The sequence below is a fragment of the Parasphingorhabdus cellanae genome (assembly GCF_017498565.1).
GTDB classification, from domain to species: Bacteria; Pseudomonadota; Alphaproteobacteria; order Sphingomonadales; family Sphingomonadaceae; genus Parasphingorhabdus; species Parasphingorhabdus cellanae.
The window spans coordinates 462,129-476,125 of the sequence record NZ_CP071794.1 but is presented as its reverse complement, the minus strand read 5'-3'; the positions used below and the strand labels follow the sequence as shown (position 1 = coordinate 476,125).

General features: G+C 53.7%; 14 protein-coding genes. 9 read left to right on the top strand and 5 right to left on the bottom strand.

From position 1 onward, the window contains the following. Positions 1-141 precede the first annotated feature (141 nt). Positions 142-942 (bottom strand): sulfotransferase, encoded by an 801-nt coding sequence (locus J4G78_RS02345; protein ID WP_207988282.1) that lies wholly within the window; start codon positions 940-942, stop codon positions 142-144. A 255-nt stretch (positions 943-1,197) separates the two neighbouring features. Between J4G78_RS02345 and J4G78_RS02340 the strand changes: the two genes are divergently transcribed. Both J4G78_RS02340 and trxB read left to right on the top strand, forming a co-directional pair. Further along, a complete protein-coding gene (locus J4G78_RS02340; protein WP_207988281.1) occupies positions 1,198-1,980 on the top strand; it encodes a hypothetical protein in 783 nt (260 codons plus the stop codon). Between the two features lie 358 nt (positions 1,981-2,338). After that, the gene (gene trxB / locus J4G78_RS02335; RefSeq protein ID WP_207988280.1) at positions 2,339-3,304 is read left to right on the top strand and encodes a thioredoxin-disulfide reductase; all 966 of its coding nucleotides are present in this window, start codon (positions 2,339-2,341) and stop codon (positions 3,302-3,304) included. Positions 3,305-3,321: 17 nt separating this feature from the next. On the opposite strand, the gene J4G78_RS02330 is transcribed toward trxB, so the two are convergent. From J4G78_RS02330 to J4G78_RS02315, 4 genes are read right to left on the bottom strand one after another with little or no spacing between them, the layout of a single operon-like run. Continuing rightward, positions 3,322-4,143, bottom strand: a complete 822-nt coding sequence (locus J4G78_RS02330) for a hydrolase 1, exosortase A system-associated (RefSeq protein ID WP_207988279.1) — start codon at positions 4,141-4,143, stop codon at positions 3,322-3,324. Next, complete coding sequence (locus tag J4G78_RS02325) at positions 4,140-4,850, bottom strand: hypothetical protein (RefSeq protein ID WP_207988278.1); 711 nt, start codon at positions 4,848-4,850, stop codon at positions 4,140-4,142. The genes J4G78_RS02330 and J4G78_RS02325 overlap by 4 nt, the downstream gene beginning before the upstream one ends. Further along, positions 4,847-5,119, bottom strand: a complete 273-nt coding sequence (locus tag J4G78_RS02320; RefSeq protein ID WP_207988277.1) for an acyl carrier protein — start codon at positions 5,117-5,119, stop codon at positions 4,847-4,849. The genes J4G78_RS02325 and J4G78_RS02320 overlap by 4 nt, the downstream gene beginning before the upstream one ends. A 34-nt stretch (positions 5,120-5,153) precedes the next feature. Continuing rightward, positions 5,154-6,215: a GNAT family N-acetyltransferase gene (locus J4G78_RS02315; protein ID WP_243457187.1), complete on the bottom strand. Its 1,062-nt coding sequence runs from the start codon at positions 6,213-6,215 to the stop codon at positions 5,154-5,156. 32 nt (positions 6,216-6,247) lie between these two features. On the opposite strand from J4G78_RS02315, the gene J4G78_RS02310 reads away from it, so the two are divergent. The 7 genes from J4G78_RS02310 (at position 6,248) to J4G78_RS02280 (ending at position 13,994) form a co-directional block, all read left to right on the top strand. Beyond that, the gene (locus J4G78_RS02310; protein ID WP_207988276.1) at positions 6,248-7,789 is read left to right on the top strand and encodes an acyl-CoA ligase (AMP-forming), exosortase A system-associated; all 1,542 of its coding nucleotides are present in this window, start codon (positions 6,248-6,250) and stop codon (positions 7,787-7,789) included. Beyond that, on the top strand, positions 7,786-9,021 hold the full coding sequence (locus J4G78_RS02305; RefSeq protein ID WP_207988275.1) for a pyridoxal-dependent decarboxylase, exosortase A system-associated: 1,236 nt from the start codon (positions 7,786-7,788) through the stop codon (positions 9,019-9,021). The genes J4G78_RS02310 and J4G78_RS02305 overlap by 4 nt, the downstream gene beginning before the upstream one ends. 211 nt (positions 9,022-9,232) lie before the next feature. Beyond that, complete coding sequence (locus tag J4G78_RS02300; protein ID WP_375140358.1) at positions 9,233-9,850, top strand: XrtA/PEP-CTERM system exopolysaccharide export protein; 618 nt, start codon at positions 9,233-9,235, stop codon at positions 9,848-9,850. Between the two features lie 39 nt (positions 9,851-9,889). Continuing rightward, complete coding sequence (locus J4G78_RS02295; protein ID WP_207988273.1) at positions 9,890-11,440, top strand: XrtA system polysaccharide chain length determinant; 1,551 nt, start codon at positions 9,890-9,892, stop codon at positions 11,438-11,440. A 9-nt stretch (positions 11,441-11,449) separates the two neighbouring features. Beyond that, on the top strand, positions 11,450-12,370 hold the full coding sequence (locus tag J4G78_RS02290) for an AAA family ATPase (protein ID WP_207988272.1): 921 nt from the start codon (positions 11,450-11,452) through the stop codon (positions 12,368-12,370). A gap of 2 nt (positions 12,371-12,372) precedes the next feature. Further along, the gene (locus J4G78_RS02285; protein ID WP_207988271.1) at positions 12,373-12,669 is read left to right on the top strand and encodes a hypothetical protein; all 297 of its coding nucleotides are present in this window, start codon (positions 12,373-12,375) and stop codon (positions 12,667-12,669) included. After that, complete coding sequence (locus J4G78_RS02280) at positions 12,666-13,994, top strand: hypothetical protein (RefSeq protein WP_207988270.1); 1,329 nt, start codon at positions 12,666-12,668, stop codon at positions 13,992-13,994. Before J4G78_RS02285 ends, J4G78_RS02280 begins: the two co-directional genes overlap by 4 nt. The last annotated feature ends 3 nt before the right edge of the window (positions 13,995-13,997 follow it).

The window sequence follows — 13,997 nt, the reverse complement described above, 5'->3', positions numbered from 1 at the left end:
GGCCGGGTGTAACGCGCCGACCTACCTGAAGATCGTTCCACAAAGCCAAAATATGAAGCGCAAAGCTGCCAGAAAATCACATTTCAGAAAGCCCCTGCCGCCAGTGCGAACAGCACGCACCGCCAATAGCCGCAAACCCGCTTAAGCGACTTTCAGAGCCGCAACAGCATCCCGAATGGAATAGTCAGGAAACAGCTCGGCAGTAAGATCGCCGCACGCGGCTTCGACCGTATCGATCAAATATTCCGGGTCCAGCTCCGCAAGCACTCCAAAGCGCTCCGGATTGACAAATGACCGGGTTTTTTCAGGCGTAACGCTTTCCGCAGGGATGCCGCAAAAATGCGCAATCTGTTCGATCTGCCCCGAAATTTCATGCGTTTTGATGATCAGCAGGCGCTCCGGCGTGACCCGACTGATGACATTTTCGATCGAATCGGTCCAATATTTGAGATATCCGCCAACAGAATAGAGATCACGCGTTTCCAAAGGCGTTTCATGTGGCAGAGATGCCTTGGGACCAAAGCGATAGTCGCGAAAGCGCAACCATGTTTCGGTCGTATCCCGCCTCAGGCTGTCATCAATCATCGAACGCAGCCAGTCCAGTGGCCGCCGGATCGTCAATATATATAAGCTTTCGGGGAATAATTGCTCCAAATCGTTGATCAAATAAATGTTGATCTGAGAGCTGTCGATCTTGAGATTACGCAAGCGGTCGCGAACACGCAAATAGCGATGGAGCGGCTTGGCATTGCCCGTTGTTTCACGCTCCAGATGAAGACGGATAAGCTTCTCCGCATCCTGTTCGTGGAAAGCAAAAACCGCGTCGGAGAACATTTCACCGATGCTATGTGTTCCGGTCTTAGCGGCCCCAGTCCCAAAAATACGGGCACCGTTCCGGAATTTGACGGCAGTGGAAAGAGACTTCAGGCTGCGTAACTTCATGAAACCAGTCCTCATGTTGAGCTGAGCTGCAGGCTTACGCAAAAAACTACCGAACTTTACACTATAGTATAGAAATACTGCTTTCCCCGCGCATCCGCCATATAGATTGAGGTCAATCTGTCTTATTATGGGTTTATCCGAACGTGTCAGCGTGATGGTTTTTTAGCGGTGTTGTGAGTATTCCACATCCGCCCTTTCCTACAAATAACCAGATAGGTTATCTTCTCTGTTCCCCCATAGAACAAGGAACAGCAGATGACCGAACTCCCTTCACACGACAGCTTCACCGATATCCCCGCCGCTGATGATCTGGCACAGCCCAGGGAACGCCATGATGGCTGGTCGCCGGACCGGCAGGTGGTGTTTCTCGAAGCCTTGGCAAGAACCGGTAATGTCAAAGCAGCCGCCGCCTATACCGGATTGTCGCGCGAGAGCGCGTATAAACTGCGGCGCAGGCCGGACGCGCGGGCCTTTGCCCGGGCGTGGGATGCGGCGCTTATCCATGCGCGCGATATCTATCAGGATGCGCTGCTCGATAAGGGCCTCAATGGCTGGAACGAGGCGGTATGGCATCAGGGCGAGGAAGTGGGCATGCGCACCCGCTGGAGCGCGCCCTTGTTTCTGGCCGCCATGGCGCGGCTCGACAAGATGGCCGACGGGATTGATCTGGCGGGCAAGCCGGCACGGGTGGCAGCGGAGCATTTTGATGATCTGCTCGACGGCATTGGCAAGGGCGAGGATTGCGCAGAACTGGTCGAGAAGATTGAGGCCGCTGGCCGGACGGCAAGCGCCCCGAGCGATGCGCGGTCCAACAGCGATTTGCTGGCGGCGATCACTCTCCATAGCGAACGCGAGGCGATCCAGGCGATGGCACCGGAGGATATTGATGTGTCGGACCTGGATGTCGCGGATTGTGAGGACTGGGATGATCTCCAATGGGAACGGGCCGAGCGCAGCGGGTATTTGGAGCGCAGCGGCTTTTATGAGCAGGAGGAAGGCGAGGATGCCGAGAAACAAGAGGCTGTGAGAATTGTGTGAACTTTGGGAAGGGGAGTCTTTATTTATTCCCTCAGGCGCCGGGCGGGCCCATCCGGGCCCTTGGCTACGCGCCAATAAGGCGCGGCGGCCGGTCGGCCTTGCCTCCGCTTCGCGTCGGTTTGGTGCCAAACTCTAGAGGATCGTCCGAGCGCAGCGAGGCAAGCGCGACTGCGCGCCCGAGCTTATGCGAGGAAAGCCAAGCGGGCGGATGCCCGCGCCCGGCGCTTGAGGTCAAACAAAGACTCCTCCCCCCGCAAAACAAAAAACATCTCCGCCAACAGCGATTCTTCTCGCGTCGCCTCTTGCCGAGTCCGGTCTTGCATCCTTATGTGGAACGAAACGAATCTAGGATGGAAATATGACCGAGACACATCGTACCAAAATGCTGATCCTGGGCTCCGGCCCTGCTGGGCTGAGCGCCGCTATTTATGGCGCGCGCGCGGGGTTGGAACCGATTGTGGTGCAGGGGCTGCAGCCGGGTGGTCAGCTGACCATCACGACCGATGTGGAAAATTATCCCGGCTACCGCGACGTTGTGCAAGGGCCGTGGTTGATGGAAGAAATGCAGGCGCAAGCGGATAAAGTCGGCACGCGGACGATGTTTGATACAATTGTCGACGTCGACATATCGCAGCGTCCGTTTCGTATGACTGGTGACGGCGGAACCGTTTATGAAGGCGATACACTGGTCATTGCCACCGGTGCGCAGGCCAAATGGCTTGGCGTGGAAGGCGAGCAGGAGCTTGGCGGCAAGGGCGTGTCCGCCTGTGCGACCTGCGATGGCTTTTTCTATCGCGGTAAAAAAGTCGTGGTAATCGGCGGCGGCAATACAGCGGTCGAAGAAGCGCTCTATATGACCAATCACAGCGATGATGTGACGTTGATCCATCGCCGCGACAGTCTGCGCTCCGAGAAAATTCTGCAGGACCGGTTGTTCGCTAACCCGAAAATTACGGTGCTTTGGAACAAAACGGTTGAGAAATTTGTCGGCGGCGGCGATCCGGTGGGTTTGGTTGGTGTCGATCTGGTGGATACGCAGACCGGAGATAAGAGCCATTTGGCGACGGATGGGGCCTTTGTTGCGATTGGCCATGCGCCGGCGACGGAGATTTTCAAAGACCATCTCGACCTGATCGACGGCGGCTATATCGAAGTCGAGCCGGGTACGCCAAAGACCAAAATTCCGGGCTTATTTGCTTGTGGTGACGTTATGGACCATGTCTATCGTCAAGCTGTAACGGCCGCAGGAACAGGCTGCATGGCTGCTTTGGACGCAGAGCGTTTCCTGGCTGAAGAAGAATTTGAGCTGTTGGCTGCCGAATAAACCGGCGGATAAATAGGTCAGGCGTTTTTGAGTGCTTCCAGAAGCTGGCTTTCCAGCCAACGCTTGGAATGGTCATCGGCAAAGCTATGAGACGCGCTATCTAGCGTTTCGTTCGTAATATTCGGCAAAGCTCTGGCATCGGCAAAGTCCTTGCTATGCCACGCCGCGAGGAAAGCCCGCGCAGTGGTATCGCGGCTCGCCAGCAATATGCGGGTGGGCTTGCGCAATCGGATCAGCCCGTCCTTGAGCTGGATGGACAGGCTAGTATTTTCTTGTTTTTGAGCGGCTTGCTTGAGGCCGATGGCAAGCTTTCTGAAGTTTATCTTACCAGTTAAAAGATCGAGAATTGTCTTGGGATTCTTCAGCCGCTGCCAATAGCGCGACCGGATAGCAGAAGGCGGCGGTTTGGTTGGTTTTTGAGGAACAGGATCAGCGTCTTCGATCACCCACGGATTGGCGAGTACGACCCGATCAATGTCGATATCAGAGCCAAATAGCGCCAAAGCCGAGGCGGCATCGCAGTTTCCAAAGGCGACAAGTTTTTTGAGCATGGGGATCTCATCGCGGAAACACGCCGCCGCAGCCTCGATATCAGCCTTTGTGTCCAGAAAACCGCGGTTACGGCCGCTGCTGTCGCCAATGCCTCGGCGGTCGTAGCGAAAGACGGGAAAGCCCTGACTGGCAATTTCTTGCGCCAGCTTCGCCATGCCAGCATGAGCACCGGCCTTGATCTCGTTGCCGCCGCTAACAATCAATAATCCTGTTGGATGCGGGCCTTTGTCAAGCGTTCCAGCGAGTAATGCGTCCTTGCATATGAATTGATGAAACGACCGGGTCATGCTGCTATCCACGACGTCAGGTCGGTGGCGATCGCGCCCGATAACAACATATCATCACCAGGTTCGGCGCGCAGCCACAAGGCCGAGCCCGCGAGCCGCACATTTGCCGCTGATGCATTGTTTTCCAATACCGCCGTACGGATAATATCGGATGGTTCAGGCGCAGCGTCTTGCAGCTCGGAAAACAGCGTGGAACTGATATGGTTACCAGCCAGGTTCACATGACCCTGTTCGGCCTCCACCGCCAATTGCGTCATGTCGGTTGACAGCCCCGCCTCCTTGTCGGAAGCGATACGGGCGCGCATCATCATGCGCAGCAGCTTCAAGCCTTTTACCGGTGACAGTCGCCATTTTTCAGCGCTATCAGTGAAATCGTCTATCAAGCAGCCACTGCGAAAGGATGCGATGTGCCGACATTTTGGTAAGGTTGCGAAACATTCGACAAGCGCTTGCCGGCAGATCATCAAATTGGTTTGTTCTTGGGGAAAAAGACTTTCGTTCATGCCGGGCAGGTCGGGCAATGCGCTGCCAATGCCCCGTTCGTTCAGCAACCGCATCATATCGACCAGCATCCGCCGCATACGGTTCATTTCATCAAACAGCGGGGGTATGATCAATATGGTCGTGGGATGACCAACTCCAGCCCTCAGGCAAAGCTCGTCATGGCCTTCAAAATGGTAACGCGCATAATCGAGCGCTGCCGTCACTCGGCGGCTTTCATCTCGGCAAAAGCGACGAGGTTCCCAAATGTCTCAAATAGCTCGCCATCAACCTCGTCATCCTCGATCATGATGTCGAGACGGTCTTCCAACTCGGTCAAAAGGCCTGCAACAGCCATGCTGTCCAATTCGGGTAGAGCGCCGAAAAGCTCGGTATCTGCGGTAAACGTGGCCACTTGAGCAGCATCCAGTCCCAAAATGTCCTGCATAACGGCGCGGACAGCAGCTTCCGGCGTTAATTCCATATTTTCCGACATCAACAAACCCCCGACTCCGGACAACCGCGCCTCCCTAAAGCGATCCTCGCTTTCCTACAAGGGCTGACATCCGGTATCGCAGGATTGGCAGCCAAGAAAGCGGATTGTTCGGCCAAAACATCTCCAAACGATAGCGTGTCCGAACTTCTTCCATCCACTCGCGTTTATACGGATCATTGCCGGTGCCGAAATCAATCAGCTTAACACCGTCGACATCCATCACATGTTGAAACATCGCCACCGACAGCAAAGTACCCGGTGATGATTTGGTCGCATCGGCAATATGGGCCAGCTTATGAATAAGGGCCTCGCCATTTTCGACGGTCCAGAATTGTGCTGCGACTGGCCTGCCATCGATATAAGCAAGGCCAAGGCGCAAACATCCGGCCTTTGCTTCCTGTTGCGCGATATTTTTCAGGAAATCGGGATTGCCTTCCTCCGGCTTCCAGCTTTTGCTGTAAACATCGCAATAGTCGGCCCAATGTTCTTCGGAAAACTCGGTCTCAACCCGAATGGAAACGATATTCTTCTTCGCTTTACGCCGGACCGTGTTGCGCAATTGCCCTGGCCGCTCCGCCCAATATTGGTCGAATGTACGGCCATTCACCACAAGGATGTGATTATCATCGGCTTTCGATTTGAAAACCACCCAACCAGCTTGCTCAAATGCACGTTCGGTCAGACTGGCCGCATGATCTTCTTCCGGAATCGGAGCGATTTCGACACGATGGCATTTAGAAGAGAGGTTTTTAGCAACGCTGGCAAGCAGTGCCAATTTGGTGACTTCGTCATGTTCGTCTGGTCCATTTCCGGCGAAAATCGGGCGATAGATGAAATTATACCAGTTGGCGAGGGCGGTATAGCTGCCCCAACCTTTTTTCATAAGGAACAACCAGGCTTGCGCATCATCTTCGGCACTTTGGATAATAAGAGGTTGGTTCCCCGGAAGGCATAGCTCATGCAGGGGTTTCAGCCAATCAAGCCGGTCAAACAGCGACTTTTGACCGGTTCGACCAAGTTTTTCACCCGCCACGGCTTGCGCTGACTGAAAATTATCGTGATATTCATTGATCATGGTCACTGTCACGTCTGTCACAATTTTCTACTTTTTCCCATAGGCTCAAGCATTTGAACACTCAATCTACCAACACGGCCTTCCCATTGGACCGACTTGCCATTGGGAACGATCCAGAGGCAACGGCCTTGGTGACGCGTTCGGGGTCTCTTACCTACAAGATGTTAAATGATCGTGTGGGCATGCTGGCGCGGTGGTTAGATAGGCAGAATTTGGATAGAGGTGACCGGGTTGCCACATGGCTGCCGAAGACCGAATTGGCCTGCATCATGCCACTGGCTGCGGTCCGGGCGGGATTGGTGCACGTCCCGGTCAATCCGGTACTGAAACCGGCACAAGTGCACCATATCGTGGTGGATAGTGGCGCAAAACTCCTGATTACCAACAGTGGACGGATAAAATCGTTCGATGGCAACCCATTGGACCAAAAATGTGTGATTTGGGATGAAGCTTCAATATTAAGCGATTTGAAGCAAATCGATGATCCTATGGCCCCTAGCGCAGCGTCAGATAACTTAGAATCGCTTGCGGCAATATTATATACCAGCGGATCGACCGGACTCCCAAAGGGCGTTATGCTTACCAATGCTAATCTTAGCCTCGGGGCGGTCAGTGTAGCGCGATATCTGAAGCTGGAGAAGGATGATCGCACCTTATGTGTTCTGCCGTTGAGCTTTGACTATGGTCAGAGCCAGTTGCTTTCAACCTGGTACGCTGGTGCCAGTGCTCATCCGTTGGATTATCTCACAGCGCGTGATGTCACCAAAGCTTGTGCGCGTGACAGGATTACGACTTTAGCGGCTGTACCGCCGCTCTGGGTCCAACTTGTTGATCAGGACTGGACGGAAGCATCATCATCGTCCATGCGGCGATTGACCAATAGTGGCGGGGCTTTGACGCCACCGTTGGTCAAGCAATTGCGCGCCATATTTGGCGCAAAAACAGATTTATATGCCATGTATGGCCTGACTGAGGCTTTCCGCTCGACATATCTGGACCCCGCTTTGATTGATGACAATCCTACCAGCATGGGCATGGCGATCCCGTTTGCCGAAATCATGGTTGTCAGCGATGGCGGCAAGATTGCGGCGATTGGCGAAGAAGGGGAATTGGTGCATGCAGGGCCGCTTGTGGCGCGAGGCTATTGGCGGGATGCTGAAAGGACTGCGGAACGCTTTAAACCAGCGCCAGAGGAATCAGAATATGGCGGACTGGCCGTCTGGTCAGGAGACACGGTTCGGCGTGAGAAAGACGGATTGCTCTATTTTGTCGGGCGCACTGATAATATGATAAAAAGCTCCGGTAACAGGATAAGTCCAACGGAGATTGAGGAAGTAGCGGTGGGATCAGGATTAGCCGCCGAAGCAGTAGCCATCGGTGTACCTGATGAACGATTGGGACATGCCATCCACCTCTATATCCGGCCAGCCAGCAACGCAGATCGCGATGCGATTGACGCCCAATTGAGCAAATATCTCAAGCGCAATTTACCCAATTTTATGCATCCACAAGATATCACGACGGTCGAAGAATTTCCCAAAAACCCCAACGGCAAGATAGATCGCAATGCTTTGGCAAAGAATGCAAAAATATGAAGAAAGCTAAACCCATTGGTCCAATACCTGCTGGTTATGCGAGTCTGGATTGCGAGCTTGCTATCGCTGGTGCCAAAGCCAGTGTTTTGGCGGACGAACATGGTTCACCGCTGTTCGTTTACTCCAAAAACCACCTTGATAGCCGGATTGAGGCTTTGCGCGACGCTATGCCCGGGCGATTGCATATTCACTATGCCATGAAGGCCAACCCCTATGCGCCGGTGCTTTCCCACATGGCCGGGCTTGTCGATGGTATTGACATTGCATCCGGCGGCGAGTTGCAGATGGCCTTGAACGCTGGTGCGGCTGCTCGGCAGATCAGCTTTGCCGGGCCGGGCAAGCGTGATGACGAGCTGCTTGCAGCCATCCGCGCCGGTATAACTATCAATATAGAATCTCCCAACGAATGCGACCGCGCTTTGGCAATCGGTAAGAAGGAAGGGCTGAAACCCCGCCTTGCCATTCGCGTAAATCCCGACTTTGATCTCAAAGGATCAGGCATGAAAATGGGTGGCGGTGCCAAACAATTTGGCATGGATGTCGATCTCGTCGTCACCACAGTGCAGAAAATTTTGGCGGCTGACGCCCATTGGCGGGGGTTTCATATTTTTGCTGGTTCGCAGGCTTTGAAAACCGATGCAATTATCGAAGCACAGGCGCAAACGATAGGGTTAGCCGCACGGCTATCAGAAGAAATCGGCCTTAGTCCCGAGCATGTCAATCTGGGTGGAGGTTTTGGGATACCTTATTTTCCCGGGGACGAACCGATTGATGTTGTACGAATTGGCGCCGCTTTGCAGGAACAATTTTCGAAGTTACCCGAGATATTATCGAACACCCAATTTGCCCTCGAACTGGGGCGCTATTTGGTTGGTGAAGCGGGTGTCTATCTGACCCGGATTGTGGATCGCAAAAAGAGCCAGGGCGAGATATTTCTGGTCACCGATGGTGGTTTGCACCATCAATTGGCGGCAAGCGGCAATTTCGGGACGGTTATTCGTCGTAACTATCCTGCTGCGATTGCGACCCGCTATGACCAGGCTGCGGACGAGGTGGTGTCGATTGTTGGCTGCCTCTGCACACCGCTGGATTTGTTGAGCGATAGAGCGGAAATGCCCACTGCCGAGGTTGGTGATATTGTCGCTATATTCTGCGCCGGTGCCTATGGCGCAACCGCTAGCCCTGCAAATTTCTTGGGACAGGGGCCGGCCAAAGAGATATTGGTCGGTTAAATCCAGCGGACTCTATAGTCCTACGAAAACAGCCGAATATTAACCTTAATTTCAGTCAATCCTAACGCTATCTTCACTATTTTAACCCATAGCTTCCTCGTGACTATGTGTGATCGGCCCGTTCCCGGACGGAATCGGTTGGTCACCAATGGCTGTTTGCGAGGTAATGATAATGAGTGCTGCGTTCAAAAATATAACACCGGCAAAATATATGATTGGTGCCGGTATGATGTCGCTGGCTTTGGCCGGATGTTCCGGTACCTCTTCCGGTCCGCAGTTGCCGCCCGCATCATTTGTGTCGATGCAAGAAGGTCCAGGCGAAGAATATGTTATTGGACCGCTTGATGAGCTGACAATCTTTGTATGGCGCAACCCCGAACTGGGCGCGAAAGTCCAGGTTCGCCCTGATGGCCGGATTACCACCCCGCTGATTACTGACATGCCTGCTGTCGGCAAAACACCTGCGATGCTCGCTCAAGACCTCAAGCTGCAGCTATCGGAATATATTAATGAGCCGCTTGTCTCGGTGATCGTCAACAATTTCTCAGGCACCTTCTCGCAGCAAATCCGGGTCGTTGGGGCTACTGAAAAACCCGCTTCCATTCCTTACCGCGCGAATATGACGTTGCTGGATGCGATGATCGCTGTTGGCGGTTTGTCTGAATTTGCCTCGGGCAACAAAGCGCGTCTGGTCCGCTATAATCGCGGCACTGGCAAGCAGCAGGAATATGCCTTGCGCATCGCCGATTTGCTCGATCGGGGTCAAACCAAGGCCAATGTGATGCTGCGTCCCGGTGATGTGATCATCATTCCAAAGAGCATGTTTTAGGCGGCGTTCGTTGCAAACCTACAGGAATCGAAAAGACCAATGAACGGCCTTTATGATGAAATTCGAATAGCTTTGCACAGTGTCTGGAACCGGCGCTGGCTTGCATTGGCTGTGACCTGGGGCATTTGTCTTTTGGGTTGGCTTGTTATCGCGCTGATCCCGAATAGCTATGAATCCAAAGCGCGTGTGTTTGTCGAAATGCAATCCATCCTGTCTGACAAGGTCGGTATTGAATCCCGAGACCGGAAACGAAACATGGACCGGGTTCAAGAGACATTGGCTTCGACTATCAACCTGGAAAAGGTGGTTCGCGGTACCGACTTGAACCTGTCCGTCGCCACTGACCGTGAATTGGCAGGCAAGGTCGAGATGCTTCGCAAAAACATCGAAATCAAATCCGAAAAAGACAATCTGTTTGAAATCACGGCAACCGCATCAGCGAGCAACTTGTCGGATGCGGAAAACGCGGTCCTTTCACGCGAAATTGTACAGAAAATGATTGATATTTTCGTCGAGGAAAACCTGTCGGGCGATCGCGACGAAACAAGCCAGACACTGAAATTTCTGGATGCACAGCTAGCTAGCCGCGAAAAGGATTTGCAGGAAGCAGAACAGAAACGGGTGCAGTTCGAGACAGAGAATTTGGGGCTTTTGCCGGGCGTTGGTTCAATCAGTCAGCGTATGGAAGCGTCCCGCGCCGAACTTAGCCAGATAGAATCGCAATTGGCGTCTGCCTCCAGTTCTTTGGCGGCTTTAAATGGTCAGTTATCCGGCACACCAGCGACCATCGCGACGCCCGGATTTGCTGGTGGCAGTTCTGGCGGCGGTGCGCGTGGGCAGCTTGCACAAGCGCAGGGACAATTGGCATCGGCGCGGGCGCGTGGTTGGACGGATAGTCATCCTGATATTATTGCTATGAAGAGCCAGATTGCAGCGTTACGCGCGCAAGTTGCGGCAGAGCCCAAAGGGTCCGGATCATCTGGCTACAGAACGCCTAATCCTGCTTATAGCTCGCTACAAAGTATGCGGGCAGAGCGTCAGGCTTCGGTCGCTGCACTGCAGGCGCGGAAAAACGCCATCCAAGCAGACATGGCACAGCTGGCGTCCAAACAGTCACTGGAACCTGGCGTTGCGGCTGAAATGGCCCGGATTAATCGCGACTATGACGTGCTGAAAAGCCAATATGACAAGATGTTGCAGGACCGTGAGCAGATCAAATTGCGCGGTCAAGTCGAATCAGAAACCGATTCCATCAAATTCAAGGTTATCGACCCGCCGTCGAGCCCGCGATCTCCCGCCGCTCCTAACCGGCCACTATTGCTGGCTTTGGTCCTGTTTATTGGTCTTGGCGGAGGCGTAGGTGCCGCCTTTGCGCTGGGTCAGCTGCGAACCAGCTATCCTACATCGGCCCGGCTGGAAAAAGCCAGCGGGCTGCCTGTAATTGGTTCGGTTTCGCAGATACTGACGAGCAGCCAACGGACCATTCGACAGAAGAAAATGCGTCTGTTTTACAGCGCTGGTGGCGCATTGTTCGGGGTGTTTACTTTGCTGATGGTCGTCGAATTTATCCAGCGCGGCATGGTGGCTTGAGGAGAGAACATGAACAAATATAACCCCCTCAGCAAATCCAGCTCACTGCTTGAACGGGCTGCGCAAGTTTATGATTATGTGCCGTCAAAAAAAGCGGGATCTTCGAAGAACTACGGACCAGATATTCTGCCGCCGGAAGCGGCAAGTGCTGGGCAGGTTATATCGACGACCCCGCAACGGGCGGCCGCTTATCATGGCCCTCATGTCATTGTTGATCGTGATAAACTGCGGGAAGCTGGTTTTGTTGTTCCGGACGGGCCTGTCAGCGGAATTTCCGAAGAGTTTCGGATCATCAAGCGCCAATTGCTGATGGCGGCCAAGGGCACTTCAAAGCAAGCCGCGTTGCCGCATGGTGAACGCATATTGATCTGTTCAGCACACCCCAATGAGGGCAAGACATTCTGCGCATTGAATTTGGCGCTTTCCATAGCGGCAGAGAAAGATAATGAAGTGCTGCTAGTCGATGCCGATTTCGCCAAGCCTAGCATCCTTTCCAGCTTGGGCCTCGAAGGTAGCAAAGGTCTTATGGACGCGTTGGCCGACCCGAAACTGCCGGTCGAAGACTGCATCATCCATACCGACATTGCCGGTTTGGCGATTTTGCCGGCAGGTGAGCAGACTAATGCAGATACCGAATATCTTGCTTCTTCAAGGACGCAAGAGGTGCTTAATCGGTTAACCCAGAACAATCCCAACCGGATCGTAATTTTTGACTCACCGCCCGCCTTGTCAGCCTCGCCAGCATCCGTGCTTGCGACACATGTCGGGCAAGTGGTGATGATCGTAAAAGCCGATGAAACAGAGGAAACAGCACTGCGCGATGCGCTGAGCCTGATGGCGGGCTGTGACAATATCCAATTGCTCCTGAATGGCACGAAATTCTCGCCAACCGGACGAAGCTTTGGATCCTATTATGGATATGGAGAGTAACAGTGACCAGCCGTAGGCCCAAGGGTGTTTTGAAGATCGCAGCGGTCCTGCCGCCGTTGATGATGGTGGCGATCCAGCCAGCGCAAGCCCGGGACAGAAATGTCGAAATAACACCTTATCTGGAAGTGCAACAGGTATTGGTTGCCGACTTGAAAGATGGCTCTGATGTATTGACTTATACGACCGTTGCCGCTGGTCTCGAAACATCGATCCAAACACGCCAAGCCGAAGCGCAAGTGAACCTGCGCTATGAACGCCGCTTTTTTATCAGGACAATATTGGCGATGATGATATTTTGAGTGGTCTGGCGCGCGGCAGCGTTCAGGTCGTGCCGAATGTTCTCGCGCTGGAAGCCGGCGGTATCGCGACGCGCAGCCGCGTTGATCTTCGGGGAGAAGCGCCTTCAAACACGGTCGGTAATATCGACAATGTCACGCAGGTATACTCCATCTATGCTGGCCCATCTTTGTCCACGAATATCGGTGCGCTGGATGTAAACGCCAACTACCGCGTCGGTTATACTAAGGTTGAGAGCGAAGATACGGGCATATTGCCTCCAGGGCAGCTACCCATCGATATATTTGATGACAGCGTCAGTCATTCGGCCAGCGCGAGCGTCGGGATGACGCCTGGTGATCTGCCATTTGGTTGGTCTGCAGGCGGCGGCTATGAGCGAGAAGATGCCGGTCAGTTGGATCAGCGATTTGAAGGCAAATATGTTAGCGCGGATGTAACAGTTCCGGTCACGCCAACGGTCGCTCTGGTGGGCGGTGTTGGTTATGAAGATATCGAAATTTCCGAGCGCGATGTGTTGCGAGATATCAATGGTGACCCGGTGGTTGATGGTGATGGCCGCTTGGTTACCGACGAGGCATCACCGCGCTTGCTTTCTTATGACCAAGACGGCCTGATCTGGGATGCTGGTGTGTTGTGGCGTCCAAGCCGCAGAACATCTTTGGAAGCCCGCATCGGCCGCCGCTATGGCAGCACAACCTATGCTGGTAGCCTGGGTTATCAGCCGAACGAAAATACGTCGCTGAATGTTTCGGTCTATGACACCGTGTCGGGCTTTGGTGGTTTGCTGAACGACAATCTGGCGTCTCTGGGAACAAGCTTTTCGAGCAGCCGTAATCCATTAAGCGGAGAATTAAACGGTTGTGCCTTTGGTCAGACCAGCAGTCTTTGTCTGAACGATGCTTTGCAATCTGCGGCATCCTCTTCATTCCGCGCGCGCGGAGTTAATGCGCAATTGGCTTATGGTTATAATGGCTGGAATATGGGCGTTGCCGCTGGCTATTCGCGCCGCCGCTTCTTTGCTTCGCAACTGGGTGGCTTGGCCGGTGTCGATGGGCTGGTCGACGAAAATTATTATGCAAACCTGTCCATCGGACGTCAGCTAGATGCACGCTCCAGCATTGATACCAATGTCTATGCCAATCTCTTGGATAGCGGCTTCGCGGGCGCACCAAACGTGCTCGCTCTGGGTGCAAACGCTGCTTATTACCGCCAGATCATCCCAGGTCTGACCGGAACGGCAGCCGTTGGTCTAGATAGTTTCCAGCAAGATGGCTTTGACAGTGAACTGACGGCCTCTGCGCTACTGGGCTTGCAATATGAATTTTAACAG

What these genes read in the sequence shown, in the direction of transcription:
- J4G78_RS02305 (WP_207988275.1), top strand. Translation starts at nt 7,786, where the DNA reads ATGAAGAAAGCTAAACCCATTGGTCCAATACCTGCTGGTTATGCGAGT.
- J4G78_RS02295 (WP_207988273.1), top strand. Translation starts at nt 9,890, where the DNA reads ATGAACGGCCTTTATGATGAAATTCGAATAGCTTTGCACAGTGTCTGG.
- J4G78_RS02320 (WP_207988277.1), bottom strand. Translation starts at nt 5,119, where the DNA reads ATGTCGGAAAATATGGAATTAACGCCGGAAGCTGCTGTCCGCGCCGTT.
- J4G78_RS02345 (WP_207988282.1), bottom strand. Translation starts at nt 942, where the DNA reads ATGAAGTTACGCAGCCTGAAGTCTCTTTCCACTGCCGTCAAATTCCGG.
- J4G78_RS02300 (WP_375140358.1), top strand. Translation starts at nt 9,233, where the DNA reads ATGATTGGTGCCGGTATGATGTCGCTGGCTTTGGCCGGATGTTCCGGT.
- trxB (WP_207988280.1), top strand. Translation starts at nt 2,339, where the DNA reads ATGACCGAGACACATCGTACCAAAATGCTGATCCTGGGCTCCGGCCCT.
- J4G78_RS02340 (WP_207988281.1), top strand. Translation starts at nt 1,198, where the DNA reads ATGACCGAACTCCCTTCACACGACAGCTTCACCGATATCCCCGCCGCT.
- J4G78_RS02330 (WP_207988279.1), bottom strand. Translation starts at nt 4,143, where the DNA reads ATGACCCGGTCGTTTCATCAATTCATATGCAAGGACGCATTACTCGCT.
- J4G78_RS02290 (WP_207988272.1), top strand. Translation starts at nt 11,450, where the DNA reads ATGAACAAATATAACCCCCTCAGCAAATCCAGCTCACTGCTTGAACGG.